Below are 18702 nucleotides of genomic sequence, written 5' to 3'. Positions count from 1 at the left end.
TTCTTCGGCAGTGATCATGGTGGTGAACGTGGTGCCCTGCTGTATGGTCTGATCGGAACGTGCAGGCTGAACGGTATCGATCCAGAGGGTTACCTTCGCCATATCCTGAGCGTATTGCCGGAGTGGCCCATCAACAAAGTGGCCGAACTGCTGCCATGGAACGTAGATCTCACCAATAAATAGCCGTCAATACGGCGCTCACTTAACGCTTACGATATGTTAGAAGGTTACACGACTAAAACAACAGAAGACCGCGAAAGAATTTTGGCTGTACAGGCCGCGTTAGAGATAGCCAAAGCATCGGTAGGTTCTGTCGGAGCCAGCACACAATCAAGAGTAGCGGCTGACTTAAAAGCTGTTGCCAATGAAATCAGCGGATTGGCCGATGCTATACAAGCAGCTCTAGCCAAAAAGTAATCCGTAATTGCCTCTGTGTTAATCAACCCGCTTCGGCGGGTTTTTTTATGCGATCTGGGCTGATATCACATGAACAAAGAACCACGCATATACGGCAGCAAATGGGACCGTGAGCGTCTTATATTCCTTCGCGCTCATCCCTTATGCGTCATGTGTCACGAGCAAGGCAGGGTGACAGCGGCCACGGTGGTTGACCACATCATCCCGCACAAGCTGAAAGAGGCTCTGCGCTCTGGTGACAGCCAGGCAATAGCGAAGTCGCAGAAGCTTTTCTGGAGCCGTAAGAACTGGCAAGGGCTGTGTAAGCAGCACCATGACTCCACGAAGCAGAGGATGGAGAAACGCGGCACCGTCATCGGTTGTGATGAGCACGGCGTGCCGCTTGATCCTAACTCGCACTGGTTCAAATGATATCAATTCTCATATGAGGGGGGGCGGGTTAAAAGTCCAGAAAGCTGACTCTAAATGACCGCCGCCCATCCTTTTTGTACACAACCGCGAAATGAAAAGTTTTTTTCCGGGAGGTTCCGATGGCAGGACGTCGCCCGAAACCGTCCCACCTAAAAGTGGTGACCGGCAATCCGGGCAAGCGAAAACTTAACGATAAAGAACCCCAGCCCGCGAGAGAAATACCCAGCCCTCCGGCCCACCTTACCGACTGGGGAAAAGTCGCCTGGGGGAAACTCACTGTGCTGCTTGACGGTATGGGCGTACTTACCGTAGCTGACGTGCTGGCGCTGGAGCGCCTTTGTGATATTTACGCCGACATACTCCAGTTGCGACTTACGATCGCTGACGAGGGGAGGACGTATACCGTTCAGACTGAAGGCGGTTTTTTAATTAAGGCTAACCCGGCGGTTGCAATGCTGGCCGACGCGGATCGCCGCTTTAAAAGTTACCTGGTTGAATTCGGTCTTACCCCGGCTGCCAGAACGAAGGTGAAAGTTGATGGTGGAGAAAAAGAAGAAGACCCGCTCAACCAGTTCTTCGGTTGACCCCGCCACACGATACGCGATGGATGTGGAATCCGGCAGGGAAATTGCCGGACCCGATATACGCAATTCCTGCAAGCGTCACCTTAAAGATCTGGATTCTTGCCATGCGCGGGGCCTGCACTGGGACGCGTCGGCGGCACAGCGTGCTATCGACTTTTTTGCAAAAGTGCTGAAGCTCAATGGTGGTGAACATGAAGGCCAGCCCTTTAATTTATTGCCGTGGCAATGCTTCATCGTTGGTTCGATATTTGGCTGGAAAAACTCAGACGACTATCGCAGATATCGCATGGCTTATGTTGAATCCGGGAAAGGTTCCGGGAAGTCGCCGTTGGCAGCGGGTATAGCCCTTTACTGTCTGGTCGCCGACAAAGAGCCACGCGCCGAAGTGTATGCCGCTGCAACGAAAAAGGACCAGGCTATGATCCTGTTTCGTGATGCAGTGGCGATGGTGGATCAGTCACCGGCGCTGGCGCAGCGAATCCACAAATCAGGCGGAGCCGGGAAAGAGTGGAACCTTGCATTCCTGCAAACTGGCTCATTCTTCAGGCCTATCAGTTCTGATGACGGTCAGTCAGGTCCGCGCCCGCACTGTGCGCTGATTGACGAAATTCACGAGCACAAAAACAACCAGGTGGTTGAAATGATGCGCGCTGGGACGAAAGGCAGGCGGCAGGCGCTGATTTTCATGATCACCAACAGCGGCCACGATAAAACCAGTGTCTGTTATGACTATCACGAGTACGGGCGCAAGGTCGCTGAAGGGGCTATTGAGGATGACAGCTTCTTCTCATTCATCTGCTCACTTGATGAAGGGGAGGACCCTTTCAAGGATGAATCCTGCTGGAAAAAGGCGAATCCGTCGCTGGGTCACACCTTTACCGAGCGCTATCTGCGTGAGCAGGTCACACAGGCACGCGGCATGCCATCGAAGGAGAGCATTGTCAGACGCCTGAATTTCTGCCAGTGGGTTGACGCTGATAACCCCTGGATGAGCAGCGATGTCTGGATGGGGTGCGAAGAGGATTTTGACCTTCAGGAACTGCAGGGGGAGGAATGCTACGGTGGACTGGACCTCTCCGGTAGCCGTGACCTTACTGCGCTGGCACTGTTCTTTCCGAAAAAGCGGAAACTGCTGGTAGAGTTCTGGACACCAAAAGACACGCTGGCAGATCGCGCCAAAACAGACCGGGTTCCGTATGACGCCTGGGAGCGGGACGGATATATCCACACCACGCCAGGTAAAGCGGTTAAGTATGGGTTTGTTGCTGAACGAATAGCCGACCTTTCCCAGATGTTTTTTATAAAAGCTATCGCCTTTGACCAGTACCGCATCAAATATCTTGAACCAGAGCTGGAGGAAGCCGCTGTTTCTGTGCCGCTGATCCCTCACGGCCAGGGCTACTACAAAGCGCAGGAGTCAGGGTTGTGGATGCCACACTCTATCGAGCTTTTCGAACAACGTCTGGATGACGGCGAAATCATCATTAAAACAAATCCCTGTCTTCGCTGGAACGCGGCTTCTGCTGTAACTGAAGCCGATCAGAAAGAAAACCGCATATTTGCCAAGAAGAAAAGTACCGGCCGTATTGATGGTGTGGTTGCTTCAGCTATGGCAATAGGCGCAGCAGAAGGTGATGTCACTGACGATGGTGATTTAGAGGGCTTTTTTGACGATCCAATCATAGTGGGTATCTGATGGCTAAGAACAAGCAACCAGGGCGCGTAAAAAGCGCCCTTCTAAACTGGCTGGGCGTACCCATCAGTCTCACAACTGGTGAGTTCTGGCGGGAATGGTTTGGAACCAGCAGTAGTGGAAAAGTCGTTACCGCAGATAAGGTTATCCGGCTGTCTGCTGTGTGGGCATGCGTCAGACTTCTGAGTGAATCAGTTTCTACATTACCGCTGAAAATATACGAGCGGCAGCCGGATGGCTCACGTAAGTTAGCGCAGAATAATACGGCCTACCAGGTGCTGTGTCGACGACCTAACCCGGAAATGACCCCGTCGCGATTTATGCTGATGATCGTTGCCAGTATCTGTTTGCGTGGTAATGCCTTTGTCGAAAAACGTTTTATTGGTAGCAAGTTGGTATCCCTGATTCCGCTGTTGCCGCAGAATATGGTTGTTAAGCGTCTGGACACAGGGCAATTGCAATACACGTACACTGAGAATGGTACCCAGCGGAATATCCCCCTGAACACCATGATGCATATTCGTGGCTTTGGCCTCGATGGTGTGTGCGGCATGATGCCGACAATGGCGGGAATTGATGTGTTCGGTGCTGCTATGTCAGTGGATGAAGCTGCTGCAAAAATCTTCGAGAACGGTCTACAGAGTACGGGGTTTCTGTCTTCAAAAACCGCGCTCTCTAAAGAACAGCGCACCCGACTTCGTGAGAATCTTCAGGCGTTCATCGGTTCGAAGAACGCCGGAAAGCTTATGGTGCTGGAAAACGAACTGACTTATCAGAATGTCACGATGAACCCGGAGGCTGCACAGCTTCTTGAAAGCCGATCATTCAGCATTGAGGAAATTTGCCGATGGTTCCGCGTGCCGCCTTTTATGGTTGGGCATACGACAAAGCAAAGCAGTTGGGCTTCAAGTCTGGAAGGGATGAACCTGCTGTTCCTGACGCATACACTCAGACCGCTCTTGATAAATATTGAGCAGGAAATATCGCGCTGTTTACTTAATGGCGATGATGATCTCTTTGCCGAGTTTTCTGTTGAAGGCCTGTTGCGTGCTGACAGCGCCGGTCGCGCTGCATACTATACCAGCGCTTTGCAGAATGGCTGGATGTCGCGCAATGATGTTCGCCGTCTCGAAAACCTTCCACCAATTGAAGGCGGAGATATCTATACGGTTCAGCTTAACCTTACCCAACTGAAAAACCTTGAAAATGCCAACCCACAAGTTCAGGCACTGGCGCTGAGAGAACTGCATAACCATGTTTTCCCGGATATTCCTTTCGAACAGACACCGCTAAAACAGGCTGCTTAGGAGCCATTTCCCATGACAAAAAAACAACTTCCGGTTGCTCCGGCGGGTCGCCTCTGCGCGGGTGTAACCAGCGAGCCAATGCCAGCAGCGCTTGAGCGCTGGAATGGTGGCATTCGTGCGGCATCAAGCGATGACAACACCATCTCAATTTTTGATGTGATTGGGAAAGATTACTGGGATGAAGGCGTGACGGCAAAACGCATTTCTGGCGCACTTCGTTCACTGAATGGCGCTGATGTGACTGTCAACATCAACTCTCCCGGCGGCGACATGTTCGAAGGTCTGGCGATTTACAACCTGCTACGAGAGTACCAGGGGAAAGTCACAGTGAAGGTTCTGGGCATTGCCGCCAGTGCTGCCTCAATCATTGCTATGGCCGGGGATGATATTCAGATTGGTCGTGGTGCTTTTCTGATGATTCACAACTGCTGGGTGATTGCTGTAGGTAATCGTCACGACTTTGCCGAACTGGCTGTTTCGCTTGAACCTTTCGATAAAGCAATGGCAGATATCTACGCTGCCCGCTCCGGCCTTGAAATGGAGACGGTACAGAAACTGATGGATGCAGAGAGTTACATCGGCGGTAGCGATGCTGTTGAAAAGGGACTTGCTGACAGCCTTCTTTCTGCCGATGCCGTCAGTGACGGTGATGAATCACCCGCAGCAGCGCTGAGAAAACTGGATGCGTTGCTGGCAAAAACAAACACTCCGCGCTCTGAACGGCGGAAACTGATTAAAGCCCTCTCCGGTGGCATGCCAGGCGCTGTTACCAATCCTGACGGTACGCCGTGCGCTGCCGACGACATTAAACCTGAAACCATCAATTCACTTGAAAACGCACTGGTTGCGTTAGTCAAATAAGGACCATTTATGTCTGAAGTAAATGAAATTCTGAAAAAAGTTACCGCCAGCATCGAAGAGGCAACCAGCAAATTTAATGCAAAGGCAGAAGACGCGCTGAAAGAAGCGCAAAAGTCCGGCCAGCTTTCAGAAGAAACAAAAGCGGCTGTCGACAAAATGGCGTCTGAATTTAACGCTCTTCGTGAAGCAGAAAAGACGTTGAAAGCAGCCGTTGGTGACCTTGAACAACATGTCGCGCAGATGCCGCTGGCAAATGCAAAACAGGTTGTCGAGACTGTTGGCCAGCAGGTTATTTCTTCTGAAGCGCTGAAAACTTTTGCTGCCAGCATTGATGGCGGTAAGCGTATTAGTATTCCGGTTAAGGCGGCTCTTACTTCTGCCGATGTAGCAGAAGGAGTGGTTGAACCGCAGCGTTTGCCGGGTATCGATACGGCTCCGAAACAGCGTCTCTTTATCCGTGATCTGATTGCGCCAGGCCGTACTTCCTCTCCGGCCATTTTCTGGGTACAGCAAACGGGTTTTACCAATAACGCAGCCGTGGTACCGGAAAACACGCAGAAGCCGTACAGTGATATTGAGTTCACCCCTAAAATCACTGGCGTCAGTACTGTCGCCCACCTGTTCAAAGCATCCAAGCAGATCCTGGATGATTTCGCGCAACTTCAGTCAACCATCGATGCCGAAATGCGCTACGGGCTGAAGTACGCTGAAGAGCAGGAAATCCTCTTTGGTGACGGAACCGGAGTTCACCTTCATGGCATCGTTCCTCAGGCGTCTGTGTTTAACCCGGCGTTCACTGTTGCTCAGCAGAGTGGGATTGACGATCTGCGACTGGCAATGTTGCAGGCTCAACTGGCGCGCTTCCCGGCATCCGGTCACGTTTTGCACTTCATTGACTGGGCGAAGATTGAACTGACTAAAGACAGTCTGGGGCGCTATATCCTGGCGAACCCGGCGGCACTGACGGGTCCGACTCTTTGGGGGCTTCCGATTGTTGCCACCGAAGCTGCTGCCTTCCAGGGTAAATTCCTGACAGGTGCCTTCAACGCTGGCGCGCAGATCTTCGACCGTGAAGATGCAAACGTGGTCATTTCCACTGAGAACGCCGACGACTTCGAGAAAAACATGATCACAATCCGCTGTGAAGAACGTCTGGCGCTGGCCGTCAAACGTCCTGAAGCGTTCGTGTATGGTTCATTTACCGTACCGGCTCCGGGTGGAGAATAATACCTTATGCGGCCTGCGGGCCGCTTTTTATAGGTGGCATTATGAAGTTAATAGCACTTAAGCCGATCTATTTTGGCGGTATCGTTATTGTTGAAGGTCAGCAATTGAAAACGCTCGAGCAGCATGGGCGCGAGTTAATTGCTAAAGGTTATGCGCGACTGGCGGATGATGGCAATTCTCCACAGCTGGAACCGACTGACGCTAAAGCTGATAAAAAGGCGAAAAAGTAATGATCGATCTTGATGTGGTAAAACAGCACTGCCGCATTGATACCGACTTTACCGGCGATGATGCTTTGCTGAATTTATACACCGGCGCGGCTGCGAGGTATGTCCAGACATGGACACGGCGAACGCTCTATGAAAATGAAAACAGCCCTGGCTACGCAGAGGATGAAGATTCAATTCTGCCTGGTGATGATGTGAAAGCGGCCATGCTGCTGCTTATCGGTCACTGGTATGCAAATCGCGAAACGGTTTCAGTTGGTCAGACCGTGGCAGAAGTTCCTTTCGCCGTTGAGGCATTGTTGCAACCTTACCGTATTTATGGGGTGTAAACATGTCCTGTTCAGGATGCGCGCAACGTCGCGAGTGGATAAAAAAGTGGGCGAGAATTGCTTATGAACGAGCAACTGGTAAACGAACTGATGGTGGCACTGCGGGAACAGACAGCAGCACAGAAAGAACAGACGGAAGCGATAAACCGTCTGGCTGAATCAAACGTAGCTTTATGCGACGTCATTATTCAGGCGATGGCTGATGAAGACAGAGTTGATATTACTACCGTTAACGATATCACTCCGCAGTATCTAAGCCAAAAAGCTCGGGGGTAACATGCAAGCTGGGAAATTACGGCATCGGGTAACGATACAGGAACCGGTAAAGATTCAGAATCCTGAAACCGGTTCGGTCAATAACACCTGGCGTGATGTTGCGACTGTCTGGGCCGAAGTTTCCCCATTGTCAGCGCGTGAATTTATTGCTGCGCAGGCTTCTCAGGGTGAAATAACCACCCGTATTGTTATTCGCTACCGTGCCGGAGTTACCAGAAAACATCGCATCTTGTTTCGTGGTGCTGTGTATAACATCCATGGTGTTCTACCCGATCCAAAAAGCGGACGTGAATACCTGACGCTTCCCTGTTCTGAGGGGGTTAATGATGGCTGATAGTGTTGAGGTAAGTCTTACCGGGCTTGAATCACTTCTTGGGAAAATGGAGGCCATATCAGAAGTCACCCGTAATAAAGCCGGTCGGTTTGCATTGCGTAAGGCGGCAAACATTATAAGGGATCGGGCCAGAAGCAACGCGTCACGGGTTGATGATCCTCTGACTAAAGAAGCGATCCACAAAAATATCGTCGCCAGCTTCAGCAGCAAGCAATTCCGCAGGACGGGGGATTTGGCATTTCGTGTCGGGGTAATGGGCGGTGCGAGGCAGTATGCAAATACAAAGGCAAACGTCAGGAAAGGCAGAGCAGGCAGGACATACAAGACAGCAGGCGACAAAGGGAATCCTGGTGGCGACACCTGGTACTGGCGTTTTCTGGAATTCGGAACTGAACACGCCGCTGCAAAGCCTGTACTGCGACCTGCCATGAATGGCGTTGATAATGCGGTTATCAGTATTTTCGCTGAGGAAATGGAAAAGGCTATTGATCGTGCCGTTCGTCAGGCTACCAAAAAAGGAATAAAAGCATGATTGCGCCAGTTTTTGCCGTCTGCTCGGCGGACCTGAAAGTAAAGGAGTTGCTGGGCGATGATCCGGTGAGGCTTTATCCGTTTGGCATGCATGATGATGACCTGGTGTATCCATACGCGGTCTGGCAAAACATTGATGGTGAGCCAGAAAATTATCTGAAACAGAATCCTGATATTGACCGTTATTCAATCCAGGTGGATGTGTATGGGGACACCGACGAAGATGCTATTGCTGTGGCACGAGCGCTACGCGATGCCATTCAGAGTAAGGCCTACATAACCCGCTGGAACGCACAGGGTCGCGACCCATCAACCCTCAAATACCGCTATTCCTTTGACGTTGACTGGCTGGTCAACCGATAGCTCAAACCACTCACATCACACCGGCTAAAAGCCGGTTTTTTTATATCCGGAGATGACTATGTCAGTAGTGACTCAAGGCACTCAACTTTTTGTGCTCGCGAATGGTGTCGTGAGCGAAATCGAATGTATCACGGCATTTTCACCAGGTGGAAGCCCGGCAGATCAGATTGACGATACCTGTCTGAGTGAACGAAACACCCGTAAATATAAAAAGGGATTACGTACACCAGGGCAGGCTACAGCCACACTCAATGCCGATCCTCAGAACGCCAGCCACCTCATGCTCAGTAATATGGCTGAGTCTAACGACCAGAGTGACGTAACGTTTGCGATCGGTTGGTCCGATGGCGAATCATTACCAACCGTCGCGCCGGAAAGTGATCCGGATGCAGTTGACGGCCTGTCCCTGCCATCTGACCGAACCTGGTATGTTTTCAAAGGATACGTTTCCGACTTCCCGTTTGATTTCCAGGGGAATACCGTCGTGCAGACATCCGCAACTATCCAGCGTTCCGGTCAGGGCGGATGGATTCCGAAAGAGCAACCAGGCAGTTAATTAAGCGCGGGGAGTATTCCCCGCCCCATCGATGCTGATACCGGGAAATTTCATGAAACTGACTCTTGATACACTTAAAAAAACAGGTGCTTTCACAGGCCGTCCTGTTGAGAAAGAAATTAAATGGAAAGGTGCTGACGGGAAAGAACACATTGCTACAACATATATTCGTCCGCTTGGTTACCATACTGCAACGTCTGATGTTCTCGCTGGCTTAGGCAAGATTGATGGCGTGGCTGGTCGCATTGCTGCGTCCATTTGTGATGAGAATGGGCATCAGGTGTTTACCGTGTCTGATGTAACTGGTGAAGCTGATCCAGAGCGTGGCGCGCTGGATGGAAACCTTACGGTAGCTTTGCTGGTGGCAATTCAGGAAGTCAATGATCTGGGAAAGACGGACTCAGCGCAGAAGACGAAATCTGGTGCGAACTAGTCCTTAACGGGATTGGTGGACGTACCATTTCAGAAGCGCAGGAACGCCTCAGTTTTCTTGAGTTCCAGCAGTGGGTTCAGTACCGTCAGAAGTACGGAAGCCTAAACCCTATGATGAGGACAGAATGGGGGGCTGCTCTTGTTTCTTCTGTGCTGGCAAATGTTAACCGTAGCAAAAACACGCCACCTTTTCGGGTAGCAGACTTCGCACCGCATATTGCAGCGGCAGAGCGCACCGCCGCTAACGAACCAATCAGCCTTCAGGAGGCGATGAGGACCTGGGGATAACAGCAAAACTTGCGTCTGAATTTTTGCTTGATACTATCAATGTGCTTAAATTTCAAAGGGCGCTGTTATGAAACGGATAATATATTGTGTCATGTTTTTTTTATCGCTTTTTCAAAGTATATCTTTTGCAAATACAAAAGAATTCGATGATGGCATCAAATTAGTTTGCAACAATACTGGTGGCGAGCGAGATAAGGTTTGCTCACAGTACATTAAAAATCTAATATCAACTGCTATAGATCAAGGTAAAATTTCATATTTATGTGACGAGTGGAGTAAAAAAGGCCATGATGTCACTAAAGAACAAAGATGTATTGACGCAAAAGAATTTGAGTTATATTTCAATAAAAAATGATTAAATGTGAACCTAAAAGCTCGCACTAGCGAGCTTTTTTTATTTTGGAGGGGCTATGGCCGGAAAATCACTCGGTACGCTGACCATTGATCTTATTGCTAAGGTAGGTGGTTTTGTTTCCGGCCTAAGCCAGGCAGAAAGGTCATCACAAAAATGGCGTAAACAGGTACAGGCAGATGCAAAAGCGGCAGCGGTTGCGTTTACCGGGTTTGCAACCGCTGCCAGTGCAGCCGCTGTTGGCGTTGGTGTTGCTGGCTATAATTTATTAAAAAACACGTCAAAACAGATTACCGAGTCTGACCGTTGGGCTAAGTCTCTTAATATGTCTACGCAGTCTTTACTATCATGGCAGTATGCGGCTGAGAAGGCAGGTGTATCTGGCGACCAGATGGCCGATATCTTCAAGGATATTGGCGATAAAATTGGAGACGCTGTACTTAACAAATCTGGTGAGGCTGTAGACGCTTTGGATGCACTTGGGCTATCAGCTAAAAAATTAGCAGGTGAATCCCCAGATAAACAACTTCTAGCCATAAGTAATGCGCTAGGAAAGATAAAAACAAACGCTGAAAAAACCACGATACTCGAAAGTTTGGGCAACGATCTTTCTAAACTGCTTCCTTTGCTTGACCAGGGCGGTGATAAGTTACAGAAATATCTTAAGGCCGCGAAGGATTTCGGTGTTGCACCTGATGATGCTGATATTGAAAGCCTTGTTAAAGTAAATTCAATCTTTGAAGATATGGAAACCCAAATTAATGGGGTTAAGATTGAATTGGCTACTGGATTAGCAAAGGTTGACCTTACAAGTCTTCAGAAATCAATTAGCGACATGGGGGATGTATTTAAAGACCCTGAAGTTATTAAAGGTATCACCGACCTTGTTAGTGGAGTGGTTGACCTTGCTACCTGGCTTGTTAAGGTTGGAGCGGAAGCCGGAAAACTCATTGACCTCTACAAAGGCGGTAGCTCAGTAGGAGAAAATGCATCTAAAGAAGAAATTGAGCGCAGAATAAGGAACCTTACTGCCGATCTTGATGATGAAGGTTTTCTTGCGAGCGTAAACAGAATTGGTATGGATGTAAATAGTAAAAGGAAAGAAAGAGAACAATTAACACAGAGGCTTTTAATTCTTGACACTGCAAACAATCTTCCCCTTACCCCGGCATTTATCGGTAACTTAAATGATAAAACAAAAAGCTATAATAAAGATCCTGGCGAATCGAACGGAAAGACGAAAACCAATTCATCTGCAAATAAACTTGAATCTGCATTTAAATCAATGGAGACAAGTTATCTTCGTCAGATAGCTCTCATCGACACCACGGGAAAGAAAAGCGCCGAAGTAACTGAACAACAAAAGCTACAGTTTGATATCGCCAGTGGAAAGCTAACCGGACTTAATGAAGCCCAGAAGCAACGCCTTGAACAACTGGCAACAGAGGTGGATCGTCTCAATTCGGTTAAAAAGGCCAATGAGGAAAACTTAAAGGTCGCAGAATTTGTCGCAACACTCCAGGCGCAGAATGCTAACGCAGCAGCTTCTATGAATGCAGAAATAGCCGGAGCCGGGTTAGGGGACAAAGAGCGTGAACGCCTTCGTGAGCGCCTTGCCATTGAGCGTGAGTTCCTTGACCAACAAAGTGACCTACAGAAACGTCGACAGGGCAATGAAATTAGCCAGAACGTTTACGACAGAGAAACTGCGGCGCTTAGCGATGCTCTGCAACAACGGCTTGAATTGCTGGAAGACCACTACAAAAAACGAGATGAGCTTGAAGGTAACTGGATCGCCGGTGCACAGAATGGTCTGGCTAACTGGGTAGATACTTCCAGTGATTATTACACTCAGGTATCTGATTTAGTCGGTAATACGCTTGATGGGCTGGTGGATAACATGGCCGATGCGCTAAGCGGAAATAAAGCCGACTGGGCAAGCTGGGCAAACAGCGTGCTCAGCGAACTCCAGAAAGTTCTGCTCAGGGCAATCATGGTAAATAGCCTTAAATCTGCTGGTGAGAGCGGCTGGTTTGGTTCTCTTGGTGGGATGTTTGGTGGTTCTTCTGCCGGAGGTAGCACACCTTCAGGTCTATACGATGGCTTAACACTTAACGCTAAAGGTGGAGTCTATGACTCACCAGACCTGAGCAAATTCAGCAACGGTATAGTCAACAGTCCGACCATGTTTGCTTTTGCTAAAGGTGCGGGACTTATGGGAGAGGCTGGATATGAAGCCATCATGCCATTAACCAGAACCGCTGACGGTAATCTTGGCGTCCGTATGGTGGATGATACAGTTTCTTCTGTTGGCGGCGGTGGAGCCCAGGTTCAGCAAACCATTCAGCAGCATTTTTCCATCTCCGGTAACGGAGATGCGGCACTTAAACAGGCTATGCAGGAAGCCGCCCGTCAGGGGGCGAATGATGGCGCTAAGCAGGCGCGTCAAGATTTGCTTCAGGACTTTTCCAATCGGGGCCAGGCGCGTCGTTTGTTAGGCGTGTGATGCTTATTACCTCAGATGTAAGTTGGTCATACTTTTCTGAAAATAATTAATAAGGAGTTATTGTGAATAAATTTAACTTAACAGTGAAATCCTTTGACTTAAGCGGGGAAAACGTATCTGTATGGTTGGATGTTCACTCATTACGAGCAGCATCAATGCCGTTGTTCAGTATGCAGGTTGAAGTAGAGCGGAAAGAAAACGACAAGCTTTCCTCTTATGAATTGGAGGCGATAAAAAAAGCCGCCTCACTAATTCATGATATAGCTAACGAATTGGATGGGACGGCTTAAGCAATTATTTCAAGAAAGGTTCTGGCTTGCTATTACCAAACATTGCTCTTACTGGAGGTTGCATCAATTCATTGATAGCATGTTTAGGTATTGATGTCCCACCCATGGTTATTTTACTTAGTTCAGTAGTAAGCTGTTCCTTAAGAGCTTCGCTGAATTTCTGTTCACTACTTTGCTGATCGAGAACCTCAACGATGCCGTACAGCAGGAAATTTGCGGCAGCCTTTATCTTTTGATTCTCTTTCTGTAGTTCATTTATTTGACGCATGAGTTCTTGTATGGTTCTTTCCAATTTATTCTCCTTTTCAACATAATTACCCAACTTTTACTTTAAAGGTCAGTGTCCAACCACTGACGGGCTGAACCACACACTTTAACCAGGGTTAATGTCCCTTAACACCCTGACAAATGATCAGTATCGCCGTTGCGCGTATTTCTCCTGGAGTATTTATGGCTGCACTTGAATGGCCGGAAGATGTCTGTCCGGCGTCTTTGACGTGGCGACCAGAAAGCAACACCAAAACATTTCGCTCCCCCTTCAATGGTGCGTCACAGACAGTCCGTTATCCTGGCACCCGCTGGGTATGTTCTCTCACATTCAACAACCTGTCGGATGATAAATCCCGGCGTCTTGATTCGCTGATTGCTGAACTGGATGGTGAATATGGCAGGGTAAAAATCCATGACTGGGGAAGGGGCGGGCGCACTCCCGCGGGTTCGCCGGTGGTGAATGGTGCCAGTCAGACAGGGACACAATTGCAGACGCGCGGATGGACTCCTGGCGTAATGATTTTGAAACAAGGCGACTACATCACAGTGAACGATGAACTGAAGATGATCACTGCCGACGTGACGAGTGCTGCGAACGGGACAGCCATGATTACGTTTGCGCCAATGCTTCGTATTTCCCCGCCTGCTAATGCTGCGATTGAGGTGGCGAAACCTTACGGCATTTTCAAACTGAAGGATAACCAGCAAGGGGCGGGGAACCGGGTGCCTGGTGTGTTCACCAGTTACACGCTGGAGCTTGAGGAGGCGTTTTAATGTTGTATTCCCCATTTTCTGACGCAATGGTTGACCGGCTTTCCCGCGACCGGGTGACTGCGGTTATCGCCGCAAGCATCCAGTTTGAATCCGGCACTGTGTATGTGCATTCCGGTACCGGGACGATCGTACTGGGTGGCTACGTCTATTACGGCATGGGACGCATGGGCTCGATTGATGATGCCACTGAGACGAACACGACCAGCCCGACGCAGGTGAAGATGACGCTTTCCGGGCTTGACCTGTCACTGTTCGCCAAAACACTGAATGAACGTTGTGTTGGTCGCAATGCTGAAATCTACCTGGTTGCGATGGATGACAACGGCGTGGTGCAGGTTGCCGATCTTCTGTTTAAAGGGAAGGTATCGGGTACCGGGGCCACAGCCGGGGAAACCAACGCTCTTCAGTACACCATCAGTAATATTTTTGAAGACTGGCAACGACCTTTCCCGGATCGCTATACCGACGAATCACAGCAAGCCTCTTATTCTGGCGACCGCATATTCCGCTATGTGGCGCAGATGGCTGAGCGTTCCATTTTCTGGGGCAACAAAAAGGATGCGCCTGGGTTTACTTACAAGTGAGGAAGCATGAAGCACCCTGACTGGCAAAACAGATTAAATGCAGTGATGAAGGCCGCCATTGAGCGGCCTTTTTCATGGGGCAAACATGACTGTTGCCTGTTTGCGGCTGACTGCGCACAGGCCATGTGTGGCGATGACTATGCGGCAGACTGGCGTGGAACTTATGACAGTGAACCGGGGGCTAAAAAGGCCATTCTTCGCGGTGGTGGTTCACTTGAAAAAGTGATTGCACGATATCTCGACGAAGTACCGGTGAAACTGGCTCAGCGTGGGGATATCGCCATCGTCGAGAACGGCGGGGCAAAGTGCGCTGGTGTGGTGTATTCCGGTTCGGTCTGGGTGCCGGGTGAAAATGGTCTGGTGAGTTTACGAGTTAAACCGCTGAGTGTCTGGAGGGTTCGTTAATGCCTGCTGCTATTCCTGTCATTGCGACCGTTGCTGCAGGCGCAGCTGCTTCATACCAGTACTACGGGATCGCAATGGCGATCACCGTTGCTGCCCAGGTCGCAACTCAGGCTCTCACCAAAAAACCATCTATCGATTCATACCGTGACACATCAGAACGTAAACAGGTTCTTCGTGCCGCTGCCAGCGCGAAAACTGTTGTTTATGGACGTACCACTGCCGCCGGTACGTTGTTCTTTTCAGAAGAACAGCCAGGTCAGCAGGATGATGGTGAAATGTTGCACCTGTCCGTTGCTCTCGCAGGGCATTCATTATCCAGCATCGGAACGGTATGGCTCGGCGACGAACCCATCAGCAGTTATCCCGAGCATGCATCATTCCAGTTGCACACGAACCGGCAGACCGCTGATCCGTTCATGCTGTCGAACTGCCCGTCATGGAAAAATGACATGATCGGTAAGGGGATCACATGGCTTCGAGTATCCCTGAAATTCAGCGCAGAGAAATTCCCGTCCGGTATTCCCAATATCAAGGTAGAGAAGTTTGGGCGCGTCGTATACGACCCGAGAACAGGCCTGACCGGATACAGCAATAACGCTGCGCTGGTCATCCTGGACTATTACCGCAACTACCTGAAGGTTCCTGATTCAGACATCAACTGGGATCAGTTTCAGGAAGCCGCCAACATCTGCGATGAGGATGTGATCACCGGCGGCAATACCGTCGAAAGACGCTACACGATCAACGGTGAGTTTGACCTCAGCGAAAACAAGGTGAGCATTCTGGAGGGGATGCTTGCGGCCTGTGCAGGAGACGTGACCTACATTGCCGGCAAGCATGGTTTGCTGGTAGGTGCGTACTATGGTCCTGCAACGGAAGTGATCACCGAAAGCCAGCTGGCCGGTGATATTGAAATCATGCCGGAAGTCTCCCAGTCTGAGCGTGTAAACACTATCAAGGGAACCTTCGTCGATCCGCAACAGGGATTTACTGAAGCTGATTTCCCATCTGTCTCTGTAAGCGAGTGGGTGGCGGAGGACGGCGTCGAAATATCGCAGGATATGAAACTGCGATTTGTGACGAGTGAGTTTCAGGCCCAGCGCCTGGCTGATGTGAAGTTAAAGCGTACCCGTATTGCCAGAACGATGAACGTTACGCTGAATCTCAGCGGCTACCGATATCGTCCCGGAATGTATGTGAAGGTCAATTTCCCGTCTATCGGCATCGTGAACGTTGAGATGCGGGTGACGGACTGGAAATTCGGTGTGCAGAATGGCGTGCAACTGACACTGAAACAGGAAACGGCTGATGTATGGGGTGATGCTGTTGGAAAGCCTATAGAGCGGCCTCCGTTAACTCAGTTGCCGTCCGGTGGTGTTGCCCAACCGCAGAACATGAAGTACACCGTCGAAGAAATCGGTCAGGTGGTTCAGGGGATACTGTCCTGGGAAAATATCGGGCAGGTTGTTTATAACAAAGTCGTCATTCGTCGCAATGGACAGATGGTGCTTTCTGCCCAGGTGCCTGGGTCTTTCACTCGTCTGACAGGGTTGCCAAGGAATACCTACACTGCACATGTTTCAGCGGTGAACCAGATGGGGGCTGAATCGCCGGAAGCTTATCTTGAGTTCAGTGTTGAAGCGCCGCCGCCGCCCTCGCATGTTGATATTGAGCAGGGTTTCTTTGCGGTGACAATGATCCCCCGTCTTGCTGCTATCACCAACGTTTCCACCCAGTTCGACTTCTGGACATCAGGTGAAACGAAGCTTCCGGGCACCTCAACTGAAATCGTTGAGGGCAACGCCAGCAGAGAGGGGATGGGGACCACATGGACCAGCAATCAGTTGCAGGTCGGACATACCTATTACTGGTATATCCGGACCATTAACGCATTCGGTGCTTCTGCATTTATCGAAGTTCCTGCGCTGTGCTCAATGGACACGGGAAGCCTGATCGACCTCATTGATGATTCTGTTCAGAATTCCGAAGCGTTCCAGAACGTTAAAGGCGGGGTTGATACAAACCTTGAAGGCATAATGGAAAATGCCCTCGCCAATCACGGTACAGTTCAGCGTCAGTTTGAGCAGTATGGTGAAGTCAAAGCCGAAGTCATGACAGTGGCCACCACGGTTGCAAATCTGGATGGCGCATTCGCTGAACTGGCTGATTATGTTCAGGCGCAGATCGGGCCGGATGGTGAACTGATGGCGGCTGTAAATCAGAAATTAACAGCCGAAGTGAAAAACGATGGCACTGCGAAAGCGTCGTACACACTGAACCTTGGGATTGTCAGAAACGGTGTGAAATATAACACCGGGTTTGGTATGTCCATCGAGCCTTCAGGCAGCACCTATAAATCCACAGTGGTTTTTGCTGCTGATCAGTTCGGCATTTATTCTGGTAGCGATCCGGGAAATTACACCGCCGCCTTCTTTGTCTATAACGGGCAGGTATTTATCCGCGATGCGCTTATTCAGGATGCCAGTATCACCAATGCCAAAATTGCAAACTATATCCGCTCCAATAATTTCCTCGCCGGAACACGTGGCTGGAATATTGATAAGAGTGGTGACTGTGAATTCCATGGGAAACTGTATGCGACCAGCGGCCAGTTTGCATTTAACGGTGTGAACAATACGGTCGTTATTAACGGCAATGGAATTACTGTCAATCTGTCTGGTGGCGGGCGAGTCGTTGTTGGTAAATGGTAGGTGAATTATGCCGGAAGGTATTCTGATTGATTATAACGATGGTCGGCCAGTGATGGCGATTACAGCGGGGCTTCGTGCCCCGTCGTTTTGCACGAACTTTTCGGGGCGCGGTACGGCCGGTAATCAAATGACAATAAGCACCCCGCTAACACCAGGGTCACAGGTGATTGTCGTACCAACGAAGCCGGTCGAAGTACAGGATATCGTCGATAACCAGGTATTTCTTCAGATCCCCGTATTGATGGCGTCAGTTGCACGAAATGGGAATAGCGGAGTAATCATTAGCGGCGGTCCCCAGTTCGGATACAACCTGACTCCGCGGGACTGGAGCGGTACGGTTCTTGAGATATTGCCGGCAGGAACTTACAACACCGGCCTGCTGGTGGCTGACTCTACCGATTTCACTGCTATATCGAACAACGCTAAATTAATGACATGCGCATGGGTTGGGCAGTGGGTTGTGAATGGGTCTCGTGCTCTTCCTGTTAGCGGGATACCCTTCGCCCGCTGGGATAACGGAGGGGTATCAGTAGGATTCGACGGTACCAATATTATTGTGCGGGATACCAATTACACAGGGTCTGATGACGTCACCGGGAGCGTTACATTAGACCTGGTCATATTCAACAACACGGCCCCGGTTGGGGGACCTGGTATCACCATGACCAACTCAGCGGGGCAGGTGACATTTTCCACACTCAAGCGACCGTTTATTTACGAACGCCTTCTTACCGTGTCCGACAGTAACCAGACAGTCGGAACCAGCTTTACACAATTATGCTTCGTCGGGTCAAATAGCCGCAAGATTGGTGACTACGATAATGTGCGCTTTAAGGGGATGATTCGGTCCGGGAATAATATTCGCGCCGGGCTTAGTCGGGTTGTCGGTAATTATTATAACCAGGGGTTTAACAATAATTTTAACCAGAACATCGCAATGCCAATTCTTGTCCTTCCCCCCATGTATTGAGGAA

The 18702-nt window shown here is 49.9% G+C and carries 26 protein-coding genes; 25 read left to right on the top strand and 1 reads right to left on the bottom strand.

Annotated elements, in window-relative coordinates:
* The 20 genes from QQZ17_RS23840 to QQZ17_RS23750 form a co-directional block, all read left to right on the top strand.
* Positions 1-183, top strand: a 183-nt coding sequence (locus tag QQZ17_RS23840; protein WP_284554197.1) for a transposase domain-containing protein, incomplete at its 5' end; no start/stop codon positions are given.
* A gap of 33 nt (positions 184-216) precedes the next feature.
* The gene (locus QQZ17_RS23835; RefSeq protein WP_181627679.1) at positions 217-417 is read left to right on the top strand and encodes a hypothetical protein; all 201 of its coding nucleotides are present in this window, start codon (positions 217-219) and stop codon (positions 415-417) included.
* Positions 418-486: 69 nt separating this feature from the next.
* Entirely contained in the window at positions 487-828 is a 342-nt protein-coding gene (locus QQZ17_RS23830) for an HNH endonuclease (protein ID WP_275257544.1), read from the top strand.
* A 119-nt stretch (positions 829-947) separates the two neighbouring features.
* Positions 948-1412, top strand: coding sequence for a phage terminase small subunit P27 family (locus QQZ17_RS23825; RefSeq protein ID WP_125340033.1), 465 nt, complete (start codon positions 948-950; stop codon positions 1410-1412).
* Positions 1366-3108, top strand: coding sequence for a terminase large subunit (locus QQZ17_RS23820; protein WP_125340032.1), 1743 nt, complete (start codon positions 1366-1368; stop codon positions 3106-3108). The genes QQZ17_RS23825 and QQZ17_RS23820 overlap by 47 nt, the downstream gene beginning before the upstream one ends.
* Positions 3108-4412, top strand: a complete 1305-nt coding sequence (locus QQZ17_RS23815) for a phage portal protein (protein WP_125340031.1) — start codon at positions 3108-3110, stop codon at positions 4410-4412. The genes QQZ17_RS23820 and QQZ17_RS23815 overlap by 1 nt, the downstream gene beginning before the upstream one ends.
* A 12-nt stretch (positions 4413-4424) precedes the next feature.
* Positions 4425-5273: a head maturation protease, ClpP-related gene (locus QQZ17_RS23810; protein WP_125340030.1), complete on the top strand. Its 849-nt coding sequence runs from the start codon at positions 4425-4427 to the stop codon at positions 5271-5273.
* A gap of 9 nt (positions 5274-5282) precedes the next feature.
* Entirely contained in the window at positions 5283-6500 is a 1218-nt protein-coding gene (locus tag QQZ17_RS23805) for a phage major capsid protein (RefSeq protein ID WP_125340029.1), read from the top strand.
* Positions 6501-6541: 41 nt separating this feature from the next.
* The gene (locus QQZ17_RS23800) at positions 6542-6730 is read left to right on the top strand and encodes a DUF7210 family protein (RefSeq protein WP_125340028.1); all 189 of its coding nucleotides are present in this window, start codon (positions 6542-6544) and stop codon (positions 6728-6730) included.
* Positions 6730-7056, top strand: coding sequence for a head-tail connector protein (locus tag QQZ17_RS23795; protein ID WP_192502306.1), 327 nt, complete (start codon positions 6730-6732; stop codon positions 7054-7056). Before QQZ17_RS23800 ends, QQZ17_RS23795 begins: the two co-directional genes overlap by 1 nt.
* 63 nt (positions 7057-7119) lie before the next feature.
* Positions 7120-7332, top strand: coding sequence for a hypothetical protein (locus QQZ17_RS23790; RefSeq protein ID WP_104446305.1), 213 nt, complete (start codon positions 7120-7122; stop codon positions 7330-7332).
* A 1-nt stretch (position 7333) separates the two neighbouring features.
* Complete coding sequence (locus QQZ17_RS23785; protein WP_150546927.1) at positions 7334-7666, top strand: phage head closure protein; 333 nt, start codon at positions 7334-7336, stop codon at positions 7664-7666.
* A complete protein-coding gene (locus QQZ17_RS23780) occupies positions 7659-8198 on the top strand; it encodes an HK97-gp10 family putative phage morphogenesis protein (protein WP_192503169.1) in 540 nt (179 codons plus the stop codon). Before QQZ17_RS23785 ends, QQZ17_RS23780 begins: the two co-directional genes overlap by 8 nt.
* Entirely contained in the window at positions 8195-8560 is a 366-nt protein-coding gene (gene gp17 / locus QQZ17_RS23775; protein ID WP_104446308.1) for a tail completion protein gp17, read from the top strand. Before QQZ17_RS23780 ends, gp17 begins: the two co-directional genes overlap by 4 nt.
* A gap of 58 nt (positions 8561-8618) precedes the next feature.
* On the top strand, positions 8619-9116 hold the full coding sequence (locus QQZ17_RS23770) for a phage tail tube protein (RefSeq protein WP_104446309.1): 498 nt from the start codon (positions 8619-8621) through the stop codon (positions 9114-9116).
* A gap of 52 nt (positions 9117-9168) precedes the next feature.
* Entirely contained in the window at positions 9169-9549 is a 381-nt protein-coding gene (locus QQZ17_RS23765) for a phage tail assembly chaperone family protein, TAC (RefSeq protein WP_192502307.1), read from the top strand.
* A 110-nt stretch (positions 9550-9659) separates the two neighbouring features.
* On the top strand, positions 9660-9836 hold the full coding sequence (locus QQZ17_RS26515; protein ID WP_443984478.1) for a phage tail assembly protein T: 177 nt from the start codon (positions 9660-9662) through the stop codon (positions 9834-9836).
* A gap of 67 nt (positions 9837-9903) precedes the next feature.
* Complete coding sequence (locus QQZ17_RS23760; RefSeq protein WP_104446312.1) at positions 9904-10191, top strand: hypothetical protein; 288 nt, start codon at positions 9904-9906, stop codon at positions 10189-10191.
* Between the two features lie 55 nt (positions 10192-10246).
* The gene (locus QQZ17_RS23755; protein ID WP_284554196.1) at positions 10247-12694 is read left to right on the top strand and encodes a phage tail tape measure protein; all 2448 of its coding nucleotides are present in this window, start codon (positions 10247-10249) and stop codon (positions 12692-12694) included.
* A 62-nt stretch (positions 12695-12756) separates the two neighbouring features.
* On the top strand, positions 12757-12984 hold the full coding sequence (locus tag QQZ17_RS23750) for a hypothetical protein (RefSeq protein WP_240935389.1): 228 nt from the start codon (positions 12757-12759) through the stop codon (positions 12982-12984).
* A 4-nt stretch (positions 12985-12988) separates the two neighbouring features.
* Here QQZ17_RS23750 and QQZ17_RS23745 read toward each other — a convergent pair whose 3' ends face one another.
* Positions 12989-13276, bottom strand: a complete 288-nt coding sequence (locus QQZ17_RS23745; protein WP_284554195.1) for a hypothetical protein — start codon at positions 13274-13276, stop codon at positions 12989-12991.
* 158 nt (positions 13277-13434) lie between these two features.
* Between QQZ17_RS23745 and QQZ17_RS23740 the strand changes: the two genes are divergently transcribed.
* Genes QQZ17_RS23740 through QQZ17_RS23720 form a run of 5 tightly spaced genes read left to right on the top strand, consistent with a single transcriptional unit; the run spans position 13435 to position 18698 of the window.
* A complete protein-coding gene (locus tag QQZ17_RS23740; protein WP_284554194.1) occupies positions 13435-14028 on the top strand; it encodes a hypothetical protein in 594 nt (197 codons plus the stop codon).
* Positions 14028-14612: a hypothetical protein gene (locus tag QQZ17_RS23735; RefSeq protein WP_284554193.1), complete on the top strand. Its 585-nt coding sequence runs from the start codon at positions 14028-14030 to the stop codon at positions 14610-14612. The genes QQZ17_RS23740 and QQZ17_RS23735 overlap by 1 nt, the downstream gene beginning before the upstream one ends.
* Positions 14613-14618: 6 nt before the next feature.
* Positions 14619-15017 carry a DUF6950 family protein gene (locus QQZ17_RS23730; protein ID WP_109740134.1) on the top strand — a complete coding sequence of 133 codons (399 nt, stop codon included), beginning with the start codon at positions 14619-14621 and terminating at the stop codon, positions 15015-15017.
* Positions 15017-17728 (top strand): phage tail tip fiber protein, encoded by a 2712-nt coding sequence (locus QQZ17_RS23725; protein ID WP_284554192.1) that lies wholly within the window; start codon positions 15017-15019, stop codon positions 17726-17728. Before QQZ17_RS23730 ends, QQZ17_RS23725 begins: the two co-directional genes overlap by 1 nt.
* A gap of 7 nt (positions 17729-17735) precedes the next feature.
* The gene (locus QQZ17_RS23720) at positions 17736-18698 is read left to right on the top strand and encodes a DUF6453 family protein (protein ID WP_284554191.1); all 963 of its coding nucleotides are present in this window, start codon (positions 17736-17738) and stop codon (positions 18696-18698) included.
* Positions 18699-18702: the final 4 nt, after the last annotated feature.

Source organism: Citrobacter sp. T1.2D-1 (genome assembly GCF_950098555.1).
Taxonomy (GTDB): Bacteria; Pseudomonadota; Gammaproteobacteria; order Enterobacterales; family Enterobacteriaceae; genus Citrobacter_A; species Citrobacter_A telavivensis.
Note: the sequence above shows the minus strand (reverse complement) of the source record. Positions and strands in the feature narration are given on the sequence as shown.